Origin of the sequence: Exiguobacterium sp. U13-1 (assembly GCF_001750115.1) — a bacterium.
GTDB classification, from domain to species: domain Bacteria; phylum Bacillota; class Bacilli; order Exiguobacteriales; family Exiguobacteriaceae; genus Exiguobacterium_A; species Exiguobacterium_A acetylicum.
In genome coordinates, this window is record NZ_CP015731.1 from 2,373,328 (window position 1) to 2,391,637 (window position 18,310).

An 18,310-nucleotide genomic window follows, 5' to 3' on the forward strand; every position below is an offset into this window, starting at 1 on the left:
CAATCTATCGATCATCTAAAAAAAACGGATGTCACCAATTGGCAACATCCGGTCTATGATTAGTAAAAATTTAGCGTTTACCTTTGATATACGGTACACCGACAGCTTTTGGTGCATCCGCACGACCAACGACACCAGCAAGTGCTAAGATCGTCAATAAATACGGCGCAATCAACAGATACACTTGTGGAATTTGATCGAGTAACGGCAATTGCTGACCGATGATCGAAATCGCTTGAGCGAACCCGAAGAAGAGGGCTGCCCCCATGGCACCGAGTGGGTTCCATTTTCCGAAGATCATCGCCGCAATCGCGAGGAAGCCTTGACCGAGAATCGTCGTCACACTGAAGTTCAATGAAATCGACGTCGCGTAGACAGCACCAGCAAGACCGCCGAAACCACCAGAGATCATAACGCCGATGAAACGCATCTTCGTGACGTTGATTCCCATTGTGTCCGCTGCCATCGGGTGTTCCCCGACAGAACGTAAACGAAGACCAAATGGTGTCTTGAAGATGATGTACCATGCGACGAACGCGAGAACGATCGCAATATACGATGTGTAGTAGACGTTCGCGAAGAACATCTTCAAGACTGGAATATCAGACAAGAATGGTACATTTTCTTTCGAAATCCGGTTTGGAATCGAATCTGTCTGTCCTTTACTGTAAAGTGCACGGACAAGGAAGATCGCAAGACCAACCGCAAGCAAGTTGATCGCTACTCCAAGAACCGTTTGGTCTGCTCGGAATAGGATTGCTGGAATCGCAAGGAACAGTGAGAAGACCGCTCCGACGACGATCGCGATGAGCATCGCAAGCCAAGGACTCGCAGCACCTAAGCCCATTTTCGATAAAGTCAATGCCGTGACGACACCTGTGAAGGCACCCATGACCATTAATCCTTCTAACGCGATGTTGACGACGCCAGAACGCTCACTGAAAATGCCGCCAAGTGCTGCAATGATTAACGGAGCCGAATAGGCGAGTGCGATTGGCACGATGATATAAAGTACTTCAAGAAAGCCCATTATTGACCGGCTCCTTTCGCTTTTTTAGATTCTTTCTTAACCGTGAACTTCTCGATGACGAGACGAATCGCGTAACCCGAAGCCACGAAGATGATGATGAATGCGATGATGATTTTGATCAGTTCCGGTGGAATACCAATCTGTTGCATCGACAGACCACCGATATTGAGTCCTGCAAACAGTAACGCCGCGAGAACGACACCGATCGGGTTATTCGCACCTAACAAGGCAACCGCGATTCCGTCGAATCCAACACCTGTGAAGGACGCGTTCAATGTCATGTTTTGGAACGTCCCAAGACCTTCCATCGCTCCAGCGAGACCTGCGAACACACCTGAGATGACGAACGATAAGATGATGTTTCGGTTAACGCCCATCCCTGCATACTCTGCAGCATTTTTATTGAATCCAACTGCTCGGAGTTCATAACCAAGCGTTGTTTTCCACAAAATGAACCAGAAGACGAGGGCAGCGATGACTGCGATGAAAATCCCGTTATGCAATCGTGAAAAATCCGTCATCTCTTGTAAGAACGGTGAAGCAAGGGATGCTGATTCCTTGACTGACTCCGTCCGCTCGTTCGTAATACCGATGACATGACGTAAAATATCATTCGTCACATACAATGCGATATAGTTCATCATGATTGACGTGATGACTTCATGCACATGAAACTTCGCTTTTAAGATACCAGGAATCGATGCCCAAAGTGCACCTGCTAAACCTGCTCCAATTAGAGCAAGCGGTAAATGAATCGCCATCGGTAGATCAAACTCAATCCCGATCCAAACTGCGACCATCCACCCGACGAGAACCTGACCTTCAACCCCGATGTTAAAGAGTCCAGTTCGGAAAGCAAACGCGACAGCAAGACCGGCAAAGATCAACGGAGCTGCTGCTCGCAATGTTTCACCGATGCTGTATGGTTCGCCAAAAATACCATAGAATAACTGATCAAAACCGGCAATCGGATCGTACCCGCCGATGACCATGACGATCGCCCCGACGACCATTCCAAGGATGATGGAAAGAATCGGAATGAGGATGCCGTAAAAACGCTCTAACTTCATGAATGACCTACCTCCTCTTTCTTACCGCCGGCCATCAAGAAGCCAAGCTCGATCTCATTCGTTTCTTTTGGATCCAAGAAGGCAACTGTTTTTCCTTCATAAAGAACGGCAATCCGATCTGATACTTGAAGAATTTCTTCGAGTTCGAATGAAATCAACAAGACAGCGCGACCTTTTTCGCGTTCAAGAACCAACTGTTCATGAATGAACTCGATTGCTCCGACATCAAGACCACGTGTCGGCTGTGCTGCAATCAATAGGTCTGGTGAACGATCGACTTCACGCGCAATGATCGCTTTTTGCTGGTTACCACCTGACAAGGCACGAGCAAACGTCTCTGGACTTGGAGTTCGGACGTCGAACTTCTCGATGAGCGTTTTTGCTTTTTCCATGACTTGTTTATAGTTCATGATGCCTGCTTTTGAATACGGTTGTTTGTAATACGTTTGTAAGACCATGTTATGTCCGATTGAATAATCGAGGACAAGTCCATGTTTATGACGGTCTTGCGGAATGTGACCGACACCTGATTCCGTCACTTTACGTGGCTTCAAGTTTTTGATCGATTTATTGTTGAGGAAGATTTCTCCACTATCCGCTTTACGGAGACCAGTGATGGCTTCAATCAATTCCGTTTGCCCGTTCCCGTCGATTCCGGCAATTCCGACGATCTCTCCGGCACGAATGTCGAGATTTAATCCATCGACGGCTTTGATGCCGCGACTGTCCTTGACGACTAGATCCTTGATGTCGAGAACGAGTTCTTGTGGAGTTGCCTTGGAATACTCCGCATTAAAGTTGACTTCACGACCTACCATCATTTCAGCAAGACGCGACTGTGTCATCGTCTCATCGATATCGACCGTTCCGATATACTTACCACGGCGAATCGTCGTACAGCGATCAGCTACTTCCATGATTTCCTTCAGTTTGTGCGTGATGAGGATGATCGACTTTCCTTCTGCGATCAAGCGATTCATGATCTGAATCAATTCTTTGATCTCTTGTGGTGTCAAGACAGCAGATGGTTCATCGAAGATCAAGATGTCTGCACCACGGTACAACGTCTTTAAAATTTCAACACGCTGTTGCATTCCGACTGAGATATCCTCGATTTTTGCATCAGGATCAACAGCAAGACCATACTGTTCAGAAATCTGGCGTACCTTCTCACGTGCAGTTGCACGGTCGATCTTAATTCCGGCACGTGGCTCTGCACCTAAAATGATGTTTTCAGTAACAGTGAAATTTTGAACGAGCATGAAGTGTTGGTGCACCATACCGATTCCAAGATCGTTCGCGACGTTCGGACTCGTAATATTGGCTTTTTCACCACGTACACGAATTTCTCCAGCCTCAGGCTGATACAAACCAAATAAGACGTTCATCAGCGTCGATTTTCCGGCACCGTTTTCACCAAGTAAAGCGTGAATCTCACCTTTCCGAAGCTGGAGCGTGATATTATCATTTGCGACGAAACTGCCAAACTCTTTTCTAATGTTCAGCATCTCAATGACGTATTCCAAGAAAATCCACTCCCATGTTTAGTTTAAAAGGGGGAGCCGCAATGCTAGCGACCCCCGCTTTCATTATTATTTCAGTGACGCTTCGTATTCTTTGTACTCGTCGTCTGTCGCTGGGACTTTAACGTCGCCATCGATGATTTGTTTTTTATACTCTTCGACTTTGTCGAGCGCTTCTTTCGAAACGTTGTCTTTCGAAGGTGCGATATCAACACCGCCATCTTTTAGACCGAACTCAACAACTTTACCTGCTGGGAAGTTGCCGTCTTTCGTATCTTTTGAGACTTGCTCAACAGCTGTATCGACACGTTTGACCATTGACGTCAATGTGACGTTCTCTGGCATTCCTTCTTCGACTTGGTCACGGTCTACACCGATAACCCAAACATCTTCACCATTCTTCTTACGGTTTTTCGCTTCTGTGAATACCCCTTGTCCTGTACCACCAGCTGCGTGATAGATGACGTCGACTTTTTTACCGTACATACCTGAAGCGATTGCTTGTCCTTTTTCAGCAGCATTGAAGTCTTCTGCATATTGTACTTCGATGTCTGCATCAGGGTTGACTGCTTTAACACCTGCTTTGAATCCACTTTCGAACTTCTTGATCAAGTCAGAGTTAACGCCACCGACGAATCCGACTTTATCTGATTTCGTCGTCAAACCAGCAACAACACCAACGAGGAACGAGCCTTCGTTTTCTTTGAAGACGATTGACGCGACGTTTGGCTTGTCAACGACCATATCGACGAGTGCAAAGTTGCTCTTTTTGAACTGATCCGCTACTTTACCGATATCTTCTCCCATCAAGAACCCGATACCGAGGATCAAGTCGTATTTAGCACGAGCTAATTGTTGAAGGTTTGGTTGATAATCCGATTGTTTTGCAGATTGAAGATATTTGTAGCCAGTACCTTCTTTTAAGTCGTTGTCTTTTCCGAACTTTTGGATACCTTCCCAAGCAGATTGGTTGAATGATTTATCATCAACACCGCCTGTATCTGTAACCATACCTACTTTAAAGCCGTCTGATTTGCTGCCGCTACCTGAATCTTTTGAATCGTCGTTGCCACCACATGCTGCAAGGACCGAACTCATTGCTAAACCTGTTGCTGCTAATGCGAGAAGTGACTTCTTTTTCATCTGGAAAATCCCCTTTCGAATATGGTCATACAAAGTTCAAGACTACGTCTAGCACCCGAGGCTGGCGATGAGGAGCGTTACGTAGGTTATGACGGAAAGCGCTTTCAGTATTCATCCTAAAACAATGGCTCACACACGTTTACGGATGACGTGGAAATCAAACTTATCTGCTCGGAAATAGTTCGCTGAAAAAAGAACGGAACGGTCGAGCTCATCATAATGCGTTTGACGCAACGCGAGCAAAGGTTGGTCCGTATGTAATTGTTCAGCGATTTTCGGATCAATACGTGGCTCGATGTGCGTCACGGCATGCGTGACACGTCGTCCAAGTTCTTTTTCTAAAGCATCAAATAATGATGTCGAAGAGGTGAACTGCTCTTCATTTTTAATATAATGGCTTGGAATCTTATCGATACAATAGACGACAGGAACATCCCCTGCGAGTCGGATTCGTTCGATTCGATAAACCAATTCATCCGGACCAAGTTGAAAACGTTCTCGGTCGCGCTCAGTCGGTTGGACCATCTCGGATGATAACACTTCTGATGTCGGAACCATACCTGCGCGCGCAATCATTTCTGTTACGCTGTACAATTCTTCGATTCCAGAAGTAAACGGTGGTCTTGCATTGATAAACGTACCGACACCGTGTTTACGGATGACGATGTTCTCATCTTCAAGAATTCGTAATGCCTCTCGAAGAGTAGCTCGACTGACGCCAAGTTGCTTTGAAAGTTCAAACTCTGAAGGGAGCTTCTCGCCTTCCTTGTAAACGCCGTCATCGATGTCAGACTTGATCTTTTCAATCACACGTAAATAAAGCAAACGATGATCTAATTTAATCGACATGACGCATCTCCATCCTCTATCTAGTTGTAACCAGTGCTCAGACTTCTGACGTATGAGAACTCCAGCCAAGATAAGTATATGACGCCCAACACAATCCTGCAATCATTTTGTAACAGGTTAGAAGTCTGACTTCTGGCGCTTTTGTAACCCTTTTCATAACGCAATCAATAATGGAAGAAAATAGGGCATTCTACCTAAGAATGCCCCTTCTTTTTTCAACGCTTATTGCTCAGGTACTTCGATTTTTCCAGAAACGACATCTGATTTTGCTTTCTCAAGCGCAGTCAACGTCTTCTTCGAAATCTTTTCAGATGGTACGATATCAACTCCATCTTCTTTCAGACCATAACGAATCGTTTTGCCGCCCTCGAGTTTACCATCCTTCGCTGCGTTTGCTGTATCTTCGACTGCACTGTCGACACGTTTGATGACAGAAGTTAATGTAACGTCTTCCGGCATACCCTCTTCTTTTTGGTCTCGGTCGACACCGATGACTGAGACGTTTTCACCGTTTTTCTTGCGGTTTTTCGCCTCTGTGAAGACACCGTTTCCTGTACCACCTGCTGCTGGGAAGATGATATCTGCGCCTTTACCATACATTCCAGCTGCGATCGCTTGACCTTTTTCTGGAGCTGCGAAGTCTTCCGCATATTGGACATCGATTTTAATCTTCGGATTGACGGACTTAGCACCTGCTTCGAAACCGGCACGGAAACGCTCGATGACGTCCATCTTCATCCCACCAACGAAACCGATATGATCTTTTTTCGTCTCCATTGCAGCAACGATCCCTGCAAGATATGCTCCTTCATTTTCCTTGAATGTGATCGACGTGACGTTCTTTCCTTCAACGACGTTATCGATGATTGCGAATTGTGTGTCTTTGAATTGATCAGCAACTGTTTTGATATCCTCATTGAACGTGTTCCCGATTCCGAAAACTAAATCTTCTCCCCCACGAGCAAGACGCGATAGATTCGGTTGATAATCTTGTTGCGATTTAGATTGTAGATAAGAGAACCCTTCATTCTTTTGAAGTTTGTTGTCTTTACCGTACGCTTGCAGACCTTCCCAAGCGGATTGGTTGAACGATTTATCATCGATACCACCCTTATCGGCTACCATCGCAACAGAGAATTGATCTTTTTGATCGGCTTTCTCACCTGAACCACCACAAGCAACAAGACCAACCGTCGCTACTGACATCATCGATACGATTACCTGTTTCTTCTTCATTTCATCCATCTCCTCTGCAATTATGAGAGCGCTTTCATTATCTATTTGTGAAAAAGCCGCTCCCAGCCCTCGTGTTGAAGGTCGGTCACTCATATGACTGAGTATGCCAAAAACACTACTGAAAATCAACAGACGTCTGACAACTATTTTCATGAAAGCGATTTTATTTTTGATGCATTTATGAATTTTTCCAGTCATTTCTATTTATACAAAATCATCATGTCTTTTTTTCATATGTCTTTTCTTTTTTTGAGATACCGGGTCTTCTCTATACATTTTTCTAGAAAAGAAAAGGAAGCCCCGGAATATTCCACGACTTCCTTTCTACTCGATTAACGTCCCATGACGCGACGTGGTTTAGATCCTTCAGATGGACCAATTAGACCGTTTTCTTCTAACGCATCAATAAGACGGGCAGCTCGGTTGTAACCGATGCGGTACTTTCGTTGAATCATCGACGTTGATGCTGTCTCTTGTGTCAGAATGAACTGGACGACCTCATCGTAAAGTGGATCGTCGACCTCTGTTTCGCCCTCTGGTACATCTTTTGGAATCATCGCTTCAACATACTGTGCCTTTTGCTGACTGATGACATGATTGACGACCTTCTCGACTTCTTCGTCCGATAAAAAGGCTCCTTGTACGCGGACCGGTTTGTTCATGCCGTTACCAAGTAACAACATATCTCCTCGTCCGAGCAATTTATCAGCGCCTCCCGTATCAAGAATCGTCCGCGAGTCAGTCGCACTCGATACACTGAATGCGATCCGCGACGGGATATTCGCCTTGATGACACCGGTGATGATGTCAACACTCGGACGCTGCGTCGCAATGACCATATGAATTCCTGCTGCTCGCGCCATTTGTGCAAGTCGCATGATCGCATCTTCGACTTCGTTTGACGCGACCATCATCAAGTCAGCTAACTCATCGACGATGACAACGATGTACGGTAATCGTTGATGCACTTTCTCCTCTGCGTTCATCTTATCAATCAGTGCATTGTAGCCTTCGATGTTGCGCGCTCCGTTTTGACTGAAGATCTCATAACGGCGTTCCATTTCCGAGACGACCTGTTTTAATGCCTGTGCCGCTTTTTTAGGATCGGTGACGACGGGCGCTAAGAGGTGCGGAATGCCGTTGTAGACATTCAATTCGACCATTTTCGGGTCAATCATCATCAAGCGGACTTCATCCGGTCGTGCCCGCATCAATATCGAGACAATCATCCCATTAATACAGACCGATTTACCGGAACCCGTCGAACCGGCAACTAAGACGTGTGGCATCTTATTCAACTTCGCTGTCACCGTCTCACCAGAAATGCTTCGTCCGAGTGCGACGAGCAAACGATCGCTGTCAGATTGGACGCTCTCCGCTCCTAGTACTTCTCGAAGGGATACCATGGCGACTTCACGGTTCGGCACCTCGATTCCAACAGCCGCTTTACCCGGAATCGGTGCTTCGATCCGGATATCTTTTGCGGCTAACGCTAGCGCTAAGTCATCGGCGAGTCCCGTGATTCGACTAAGCTTGATTCCTTGTTTTGGTTCAATCTCGTACTTCGTGACACTAGGTCCGAGATGAATCTTTAAAACTTTTGCTCCGATCCCGAACGACTTTAAGGTCGCAATCAATTTCGTCGCATTGTCCTTCAATCGTTTGTTCTCACCGGACAAGTCTTTTGATGTTGGTTCTGCTAACAAATCAAGCGACGGCAATTGATAACCGTCGGGTGTCTCTGTCATCGTCAACGGTCCTTGTGTCTCCGCTGCTTGCGGTTCAACGTGATCCGTGAAACCGATGATCGGAACGTCTTGAATGTTGACGGAAGGATCTTCTGCTTCTTGTTCCGTTTCGATCGGTTCCTCGACAGTTGCTGGTCGCAACGTCTTCGGTTTTTTCTCACGAACCGGTTTCGCTTTCAACTCTTTTTCGACACGAGGACGTGGTGTCCGTTCACGATTGCGAAACTCTTCTGCACGTTCCCGGAGCCCAAGCCACAGCTCTCCATAAAACGATGGGCGTAGGATATGAACGGCCGTTCCGATGAAGAACAGACCAATCAAGAAGGCACCCGCGCTCGAAATATAATAAGCTGCGTTTTGATAGAGCCATCCATTGAGAATGCCACGCGGTGCTCCGAGCAATAGATCAATCCAGACGACTGAACCCATCAGTAACATCGACCATGCCCATTTCTGAGCACGCGACGCATTCGAGAGGAGTAAAAGTAGCACAGCACCGATTCCACCATATAATAAGGAACCGAACTGACCAATTAACCGCTCTCCTCCATCCGCTAGCGTCAGTCCGACTTTTCCGAACTCCCCGAAAGCGAGAACGAAAGCTAGTAATGAGACGATTGCGATGATGGTCGCATATGTACGATACGCAATCGGCTGACGTTGTTTCTTCGCTGCCGGTCGTTTCCGTGGCGGCGTTTTTTTTCGTACAGGTTTTCGTTTCGTCGTCGCCATACGTCATCCCTCCTGATAAAAAAACGGCTCAGTGGACCAGGTATTGGTCAATCTGAGCCGCTCGTTTGTTAAATCTCCATGATGATCGGAAGAATCATCGGGCGGCGTTTCGTCTGTTCATAGAGATAAGCACTCAGTTTATCTCGAATCAACGACTTCATCTCCGTCCAATCCAATTCTCCGTTTAATTTACCTTGTAGTTGTTTCGCAACGATTCGGTTCGCTTCGTTGATCATATCCTCTGATTCACGCATGTAGACGAATCCGCGAGAGATGATTTCTGGTCCCGAGACGATCGTTTTGTTTTTCCGGCTGATCGTAATGACACAAAGGACGACACCGTCTTGCGATAACAAGCGACGATCACGAAGGACGATGTTTCCGACATCACCCACACCGATTCCGTCGATCAAGACGTTTCCAGCGTTCACTTTGCGCGACATCCGTGCTTTGCGCTTCTCGAACTCAACGACATCCCCATTCTCGATAATGAAGATGTTGTTCGCATTGACGCCAACCGTCTGTGCGAGACGACTGTGTGCCTTTTGCATCCGGAATTCTCCGTGAATCGGTAGGAAGAATTTCGGTTTGATCAAGTTGAGCATTAGCTTCAGATCTTCCGCATGACCGTGACCGGACACGTGTACTTTCCGTTGGTTGTAAATGACATTCGCACCAGCACGGAATAAGAGATCGATCGTTTTCGAAACCGACTTTTCGTTACCTGGAATCGGCGAAGCCGCAACGACGACCGTATCGTTCAAGCGAATATTGACTTGCTTATGTGCATTACGCGCCATTCGTGTCAAGGCTGCCATCGGCTCACCTTGCGATCCTGTCGTCAAGATGACGACTTGGTTATCGTCGAGGCGGTTGATGTCAGATAGATCAATCAATGTTTTCTGTTTGAAGCGTAAGTAATTCAAACGCTGTGCCACTTCGACGTTATTGACCATGCTACGACCGACGACCGCTACTTTTCGATTGTTCGCTTCTGCTGCCGCAAACACTTGTTGTAGACGATGAATGTTCGAAGCGAATGAAGCTACGATGACACGACCTGGTGCCTCATAGATGACGTCGTTCAGTTCAGAACCGACGATCGATTCTGATCCAGACATCCCTGGTCGCTCTGCATTCGTTGAGTCAGACAGTAAGCAAAGCACTCCCCGTTGACCAATTGCTGCAATCTTCCCGAAATCCGCCTGTTTTCCATCAACTGGTGTGTAATCGAATTTGAAATCCCCTGTATGGACGATCGCACCTTGAGATGTTTGAATACATACCCCGACTGCATCCGGAATCGAGTGGTTGACCCGGAAGAACGTAATAAAATGACCTGCAACGGTTAATTTCGTCTTGGCATCAATTGGACGAAGATCTGCCTTTTTCAATAAACCGGCTTCTTTTAATTTGTGTTCAATCAAACCGAGCGTCAAACGTGTTCCGTAAACCGGTACTTTTAAGTCACGCAAGACGTAACTGAGTGCCCCGATATGATCCTCGTGACCATGGGTAATGAAAATCCCCTGAATCCGCTCTTTGTTTTCTTTTAAATAACTGATGTCTGGAATGACTTTATCGATTCCAAGCATCTCGTCTCCTGGGAACATTAATCCGGCATCGATGACGAAGATGTCCTCGTCGAGTTCGACGACGTACATGTTCTTCCCGATCTCACCGGCGCCACCAAGAGCAAAGACGCTTACTTTTTCCGTCTTCTTCTTTGACACAACATGACCTCCTATAATTCATATTCACTTTTCGTGAGCCGTCCACTTATCACTATCACTATTCTAGCCGAATTTTCACAATCTGCCAACAATCGGACTAGGAAATCTAAAAAAAACGTCATTCCTGCCACATTACTCCAGGAATGACGTTGATTACGTATTCAACAAATCTTCGACTTCTTCCGTTCGTTTCGCTTTTTCCGAACGGCTTGGACGTTCACCAGCCTTCAGTTCGTCGAGCGAATACCCGAACCTCATCTCAAAATGAGGATAGTCGACGAATCGTTTCCAATCGCCTCCCCATTCGAAACCGAGCGCTTTTCCGATATCCGCGACTTCGCGCCAATCACTTTTCCCTGACCGATTCCCGTCATACTCAAGGTCATACGAAATCTGGCCATTCACGAGCTGAACAAAATCGACAGCGAGTCCATAATTATGCATCGATTCACCACCACGTGCATTCGTGACGACTTCACCTGCCTTAGAACGTCCTTGTTCATAAAGCGCATTCTGTTGCTGAATCGAGCGGTATCCTTGCGTAATCTTGATATCGATATTGTAGCAAGAATGCGCCACACGGATCAGATCCTTTGCCCCCGCTTCGACAGCTGGGTGGAGACGCTTCAGGTTTGGCTCACTTGCATTGATTAAGCGATCTTCTCCTGCTACGTCTCGTGGACAACTATCAATCCCGAGCTCCGGTTGATCCATTAAAATCGTCGGCATCCGATTCATGGATGCCGCAAGAAACAATCCAATCGCAAACATCGTCAATAAAAATACGATCCAACCGAAGATTGTTCCCCGTTTCATCAGCGGCGAAGCTTCTTCCGAAGTTTTTGTAGAATCGGTAACCCAGTCTCAAGCAACAGATAGAGCGGACGATTGAGTACATAATCGAACTCACCGATTTTTTCAATCATCCGGCTGCCCCAACCAGATTTAAAGGCGTAGAGTCCCGCGTAATGATCATCCGGGTCTGTCGAACCACTGACTCCACCGAAGTCATAGGAGAGCGCACCATGTTCTTTTGCATATTGCATCATCGTCCATTGCATCAAGTGGTTCGGCATGAACTCCCGGTACTCGTTCGATGAAGCGCCGTATAAGTAATACGAGCGACGACCAGCAAGCGTCAAAAGACCACCAGACAGGATGACACCGTTTGGATGTTTAGCAGCAATCGTCATCAGTTCTGTCTTCGACTTCTCTGCTTTTTCGATTTGTGCTGTCGTCTGCTCCAAGCGATTGTTTAAGCTTTTTAGCTTCTTCTCGGCCGTCTCTTTCTCGAGTTGACGATGAATTTTCGAGAGTTCCTTGTCAGCTTGAAGTAATAAGGCTTCTGTATTCTCAAGCGCACGAACGACATCGAGTTTCGTCAAAAACAAGACTGCATCACCTTTTGGGTGAAGATGATCGTACAGATTTTCGAAATAATCCAGACCGCGGATTGAAAAACCATCCCGTTCGCCCGTCTCGACCATCAGCTTCGCGAATGTCTTTAGCCCTTCACGATCTGCTTGTTCGCATACGATCCCTTTGCGTTCAGCAAGGCGGACGTTGTAGCGGAACTTCGAATGGAAACCGTCGAAGATCTCTTTTTCTGTCCCTACAAGACTCGTCTCCATCGTAAAGCGTGGCTGCGCGTAGTCAAAACCGCCACCGAAGCCATTATGTTTGAAGCCAAGTCCTTGCATCTCCTGCAACAGACCAGGATATTCTTCCCGCTCGACGTTTGGATCAAATTTAATCGCAATTGCCTTCTGTTGTTTTGCGACACGAATCGCTTCGTCACGAAGGGCGCGAAGGGCGTCCGTATCTGTATAATCGACGACGAAACCGCGCGGTGCATAACAAAGCGTGAACGGTAGCTTCGGTACTTTCTTGAACAAAAGAAGACCAACTCCGGCAATCTCACCGGAAGCCGTTCCGACCGCGATACGTTCATGTGTCCATCCTGTCGCGCTTTTGACTTCTCCCCATGCTGGAAGCTGGAGTAAGTCGCCTTTGGGATGTGTTTTTACGAATGTTTCAAATTGATCTATGGTTACAACGATTGGTTGATAAGTCACTTCTGTTCCTCCATTTGCCGTATCATCTCTTTGACGATGATTTCCTCATCGAGCGGGAATTTCTCATCCCCAATGATTTGATATTTTTCATGGCCCTTACCGGCTAAGATGACGATATTATCTGGTCGTGCGAGACGTGCTGCGTAACGTACGGCCTCTTCCCGATCACCGATTTCAACGAACTGATCGTGTGTCATCCCTTTGGCGATGCCGGATGTGATTGAATCATACGCTTCATATCGTGGATCATCCGTCGTGATGACGACGGTTCCTGCGTACGTCGAAGCGAGTTCACCCATCTTCGGTCGTTTCGTAACATCGCGGTTTCCACCTGTCCCGATTAGGAAGACGATCTTTTCCTTCGGTACGTCAACGAGTGCTTTCAGACACTGTTCGATACCGTCAGGCGTATGCGCATAGTCGACATAGACGTTATATCCTTCAATCGGCAAGCGTTGCATCCGACCTTTTGCCGGACGGATTGCTGAAATCGCGCCTGCGATCGTCGCTAGCTCATATCCGCAAGATAAGAGGATCCCTGTCGCAAGCAACAGATTGTAGACGTTGAAGCGACCGATGAAATTCGCCGTGACACCGACTTGTTTTTCCTTGTACAGCATCGTGAACGTCGTTTGTTGAAGCGACTGTTCAATCGCCGTTGCTCGGAGGTCAGCTGCGTTGTCGATACCGTATGTCATGACACGAGCACCTGTCATCATCTCATACAGCTCACTCGTCGGATCATCCGCATTCAAGATTGCAACTTTCTCTGTCGACAGCCGTTGACCGAGTTGTGCGAACAACAATCCTTTGGCACGCGCATAGTTTTCAAATGTTTTGTGGAAATCAAGGTGATCATGCGTCAGATTTGTGAATCCCGCAACGTCGTAATCGACACCCGTTACCCGACCAAGCTCTAATCCATGTGAAGAAACTTCCATGATGACATCTTGGACATCTTCTTCATGCATCTGATGCAGAAATGCTTGTAACTCGGAGCTTTGTGGTGTCGTATTGCGACTTGGCACGACGCGGTCACCAATCTTGACTTCAACCGTACCGATGATACCCGTCTTCCGACCAAGGTGCGCTAATATATCACGGACGATCGTCGTCGTCGTCGTTTTCCCATTCGTTCCCGTAATACCAATCATCCGCATCTTTTCAGAAGGATAATCATAGAATTTGCCAGCCAACTCGGCAATGGCACGTGATGTACTACGAACAAGAATGACAGGAATCGACACGTCGACCGGTTGTTCCGCGACGATTGCGACCGCTCCTTGTGCTTCCGCCTGTTTAGCATAGTCGTGTCCATCAACAGTATATCCTTTGATGGCGACGAACAATGTTCCCGGTTTAACATCCCGTGAATCGGTCGTGATGGACGTAACGTCCACCTCTACCATTCGTTCGATTTTTTGCGTCTGTATGACTTGAATCAATTCAGCTAAATTCAACGGTATTCCTTCTTTCTCGACATCGTCATTTCATATGTTTCATCTATTCCGTTCTGCTATCATGCTTCCTCTTCTTCGTCTGCCGGAAGAATATAGGCCTTTGCCGGTTCCTCCGAAAAGATGTGCTCAATCAGCCCTTCGATGTCCGATGGACGAATCCGTTCGACATCCGCTAACACTTCTTCAAGTGATGGGTGACGATGCAGATGCAACTCATTTCGGGCGTTTCGATTCATGTGACTCGATGTGCCTTCGTTCCCTAGAATCAGAGAACCTTTCAGCTGTTCAATCCCATCTTCGAGTTCCTTCGTCGATAATCCATCCCGCTTCAAGCGATCGATTTCAGCAGCGAGGACCTGTTCGACCTCTTCGACTGATTCCGGAGACGTGCCGACATAGATCGTGAACGTTCCATGATCGTCAAACGTCGTGTAATAGGAAAAGACTGAATAGGCAAGACCGCGTTCCTCTCGGATGGATTGGAACAAACGACTCGACATCGTCGCACCGAATGCATTATTGAGTAAGGCGAGGGCAGGCAAACGTGGATCAGCAGAAGGAATCGCACGGAAATTATAACAAATATGAGCCTGCTCCGTATCCTTTTCCTTACGAATCACACCATTTTGTAACCTTGGCTCTGTCGTCTCGCGTGTCTTCGATCGTGATTCGAGGATTGACATCCGCTCTTGAATCTGCGCAATCAACTCGTCTGAGACGTTTCCGGCAACGGAAATGACGATTTGATCCGGAGCATACGCTTCTTCGAGATATCGTCCGATCATCGTTCGATCAATCCGAAGCACACTCTCTTCCGTTCCAAGAATCGGTCGAGCCATGACATCCTCTCCGTAAGTCGCAACAGCTAATAACTCATGGACGAGATCATCCGGTGTGTCATCGTACATCTTGATTTCTTCAATGACGACCTTTTTCTCTTTTTCCAGTTCATCCGCGTCAAACGTCGATTCGAGGAACATGTCCGCCAATACGTGAAAGGCTTCTCCTGCATGTTCATCTAGTGTCTTGACGTAATAACACGTTTGATCCTTACTCGTGAACGCATTAATATTTCCACCAAGTCGGTCAAAGTAAACCGCAATCTCTTTTGCCGTATGGCGTTTTGTTCCTTTAAACATCATATGCTCGATGAGATGACTGATCCCATGCTCCTCGATCTGTTCCGTCCGGCTTCCTGCTTGAATGAAGATTCCGGTCGCGACGCTGCGTGCTTCCGGCATTCGTTCAACGATCAGTCGAACTCCGTTTTCTAATTGTATCCGTTCGATCATAGTAATTCCTCCAAATATAGGAAACAAGGTGGCTCTCGTTGCATTCTCTGCATCGTCGAGCCACCTTGGATTCATTAGTTACGACGTGGTGGACGTTGTCCGTCACGTGGTGGGCGTGAACCCTGATCCCGGCGTGGCGGGCGGTTCTCACGCTCTGTCTTTTTCTTTTCTTCATACGCTGCACGATCTTCTTCGCTTAAGCCTTCGACGAGCAGGACTTTGTGCGAAGCGTTGACGCGTCCCTTGTCATCGATTTCTGTGACACGGACTTTTAGCTTATCTCCAAGTTTGACGACATCTTCCGTTTGACCAACACGGTTAAGTGCGAGTTCCGAAATGTGGACGAGTGCGTCTTTTCCTTTGAACAATTCGACGAATGCACCGAATTTCTCAACACGACGAACTGTTCCATCGAACTCTTCTCCGACGACGACTTCACGGACGATATCTTCGACCAATTGACGGGCACGATCGATGCCAGCTTGATCCGTCGATGCGATGAAGACGGTTCCGTCTTGATCGATATCGATCTTGACGCCTGTCTCATCGATGATACCGTTGATGACTTTACCACCAGGTCCGATAACATCACGGATTTTATCTGGATTGATTTTGAGTGTGACGATTTTTGGCGCGTATTGTGACAATTCGACACGTGGTTCAGCGATGACCGTTTGCATATGCTCAAGAATGTGCAGACGACCAAGACGTGCTTGTTCGAGTGCTTCTTCGAGGATTTGACGCGTGATCCCGCCAATTTTCATATCCATTTGCAGAGCTGTGACACCTTCGTGAGTTCCAGCGACTTTGAAGTCCATATCTCCGAGATGATCTTCCATCCCTTGGATATCTGTCAAGATCGAGTAATTGTCGCCTTCCATGATCAAGCCCATCGCAATACCAGCGACAGGTGCTTTGAGTGGAACACCAGCATCCATCATGGCAAGGATCGAACCACAGATTGAAGCCTGTGATGAAGAACCGTTCGACTCAAGGACTTCCGACACGAGACGAATCGTGTACGGGAAATCGACTTCATTCGGAAGAACTGGCAAGAGTGCGCGTTCTCCAAGTGCCCCGTGACCGATTTCACGACGACCTGGTGCACGCATCGGACGTGCTTCTCCGACTGAGAATGGCGGGAAGTTATAGTGGTGCATGAAACGTTTCTCTTCCTTCAGACCAAGACCATCGATGATTTGAGCGTCACCCGCAACACCGAGTGTCGCAACAGACAAGACTTGCGTCTGACCGCGAGTGAACAAACCTGAACCGTGTGCACGTGGTAAGAGACCGACTTCTGAATCGAGTGGACGGATCTCAGCAAGACCACGACCATCTGGACGGACTTTGTCTTCCGTGATGAGACGACGGACTTCGTCTTTGACGAACTTGTTGAGAACGCCTGATACTTCTGCCAGTTGCTCTGCTGTGACTGACTCGTCAGCTGCATACAACTCGATGTATTTTGCGATGACTTCGTTGATGGCAACGTCACGTGCTTGTTTTTCTTCGACTTGAACTGCTTGTGTGACTTCTGCCAATGCTTCTGTTTTCAGGCGATTGACGATTGTCTCATCGAAGCTTGATACCGTGTAGTCGAACTTCTCTTTACCGACTTGTGCGACGATTTCTTCTTGGAACGCGATCATTTCCTTGATGACATCGTGTCCGAGCAAGATCGCTTCAAGCATTGCTTGTTCCGATACTTCCTTCGCACCTGCTTCAACCATGTTGACGGCATGTTTCGTTCCGGCAACTTGAAGGTCGATGTCGCTAACTTCCATTTGCGCTGAAGTCGGGTTCACGACGAACTCTCCGTCGACGCGACCGATTGTCACGCCTGCGATTGGACCGTCGAAGGGAATATCCGAGATCGAAAGCGCAATCGAAGCTCCGATCATCGCAGCGACTTCTGGTGAATTGTCAGCATCTGACGAAAGAACCGTCGTCGCGACTTGAACGTCGTGACGGAAACCGTCCGGGAATAGTGGACGGATCGGACGGTCGATCAGACGCGAAGTCAAGATCGCGCTCTCTCCAGGGCGTCCTTCACGTTTGAGGAATCCACCTGGGATTTTCCCTGCCGCATATAATTTTTCTTCATAGTTCACTGTTAATGGGAAGAAATCTAAGTCCTTCGGTTGTTTTGATGCAACGACCGTAGCAAGAACGGCTGTATCGCCGTAACGAATCAATGCTGCTCCGTTCGCTTGTTTTGCTAATTGACCGATTTCAATCGTTAATGGACGTCCACCGAGTTCGGTCGAAAACGTCTGTTTTGTTTGTGACATGCACAAATCTCCTCTCACTGCTATCCGTTTTTTCATTCAAATCTAATTATGTAGGTTCTTGCGCAAAAAGTCCATGAATCGGCAAAAAAAAGAAACAGGAGACGATGCTCCTGCTTCCCTACCTC

13 protein-coding genes are annotated in these 18,310 nt (G+C 47.3%); all 13 read right to left on the reverse strand.

The annotated features are described in order from the left end of the window. Nucleotides 1-70 precede the first annotated feature (70 nt). On the reverse strand, nucleotides 71-1,030 hold the full coding sequence (locus tag ESP131_RS12445; protein WP_023468662.1) for an ABC transporter permease: 960 nt from the start codon (nucleotides 1,028-1,030) through the stop codon (nucleotides 71-73). After that, complete coding sequence (locus ESP131_RS12450; RefSeq protein WP_029342028.1) at nucleotides 1,030-2,100, reverse strand: ABC transporter permease; 1,071 nt, start codon at nucleotides 2,098-2,100, stop codon at nucleotides 1,030-1,032. Before ESP131_RS12450 ends, ESP131_RS12445 begins: the two co-directional genes overlap by 1 nt. After that, on the reverse strand, nucleotides 2,097-3,626 hold the full coding sequence (locus ESP131_RS12455; protein ID WP_029342029.1) for an ABC transporter ATP-binding protein: 1,530 nt from the start codon (nucleotides 3,624-3,626) through the stop codon (nucleotides 2,097-2,099). The genes ESP131_RS12450 and ESP131_RS12455 overlap by 4 nt, the downstream gene beginning before the upstream one ends. 66 nt (nucleotides 3,627-3,692) lie before the next feature. Then, the gene (locus ESP131_RS12460) at nucleotides 3,693-4,766 is read right to left on the reverse strand and encodes a BMP family lipoprotein (RefSeq protein WP_029342030.1); all 1,074 of its coding nucleotides are present in this window, start codon (nucleotides 4,764-4,766) and stop codon (nucleotides 3,693-3,695) included. Between the two features lie 129 nt (nucleotides 4,767-4,895). Further along, the gene (locus tag ESP131_RS12465) at nucleotides 4,896-5,615 is read right to left on the reverse strand and encodes a GntR family transcriptional regulator (RefSeq protein WP_023468666.1); all 720 of its coding nucleotides are present in this window, start codon (nucleotides 5,613-5,615) and stop codon (nucleotides 4,896-4,898) included. A 222-nt stretch (nucleotides 5,616-5,837) separates the two neighbouring features. Continuing rightward, nucleotides 5,838-6,851, reverse strand: coding sequence for a BMP family lipoprotein (locus ESP131_RS12470; RefSeq protein WP_029342031.1), 1,014 nt, complete (start codon nucleotides 6,849-6,851; stop codon nucleotides 5,838-5,840). Between the two features lie 332 nt (nucleotides 6,852-7,183). After that, a complete protein-coding gene (locus ESP131_RS12480) occupies nucleotides 7,184-9,331 on the reverse strand; it encodes a DNA translocase FtsK (RefSeq protein ID WP_034786026.1) in 2,148 nt (715 codons plus the stop codon). Between the two features lie 68 nt (nucleotides 9,332-9,399). After that, entirely contained in the window at nucleotides 9,400-11,064 is a 1,665-nt protein-coding gene (locus ESP131_RS12485) for a ribonuclease J (RefSeq protein WP_023468670.1), read from the reverse strand. Nucleotides 11,065-11,217: 153 nt separating this feature from the next. Beyond that, on the reverse strand, nucleotides 11,218-11,880 hold the full coding sequence (locus tag ESP131_RS12490; RefSeq protein WP_069940830.1) for a M15 family metallopeptidase: 663 nt from the start codon (nucleotides 11,878-11,880) through the stop codon (nucleotides 11,218-11,220). Further along, nucleotides 11,880-13,139: a lipid II:glycine glycyltransferase FemX gene (locus ESP131_RS12495; protein WP_029342035.1), complete on the reverse strand. Its 1,260-nt coding sequence runs from the start codon at nucleotides 13,137-13,139 to the stop codon at nucleotides 11,880-11,882. Before ESP131_RS12495 ends, ESP131_RS12490 begins: the two co-directional genes overlap by 1 nt. Beyond that, nucleotides 13,136-14,599, reverse strand: a complete 1,464-nt coding sequence (locus ESP131_RS12500; RefSeq protein WP_047393857.1) for a UDP-N-acetylmuramoyl-L-alanyl-D-glutamate--2,6-diaminopimelate ligase — start codon at nucleotides 14,597-14,599, stop codon at nucleotides 13,136-13,138. Before ESP131_RS12500 ends, ESP131_RS12495 begins: the two co-directional genes overlap by 4 nt. A 59-nt stretch (nucleotides 14,600-14,658) precedes the next feature. Further along, nucleotides 14,659-15,891, reverse strand: a complete 1,233-nt coding sequence (locus ESP131_RS12505) for a M16 family metallopeptidase (RefSeq protein WP_069940831.1) — start codon at nucleotides 15,889-15,891, stop codon at nucleotides 14,659-14,661. A 74-nt stretch (nucleotides 15,892-15,965) separates the two neighbouring features. After that, nucleotides 15,966-18,185 (reverse strand): polyribonucleotide nucleotidyltransferase, encoded by a 2,220-nt coding sequence (gene pnp / locus ESP131_RS12510; RefSeq protein ID WP_029342038.1) that lies wholly within the window; start codon nucleotides 18,183-18,185, stop codon nucleotides 15,966-15,968. Nucleotides 18,186-18,310: the final 125 nt, after the last annotated feature.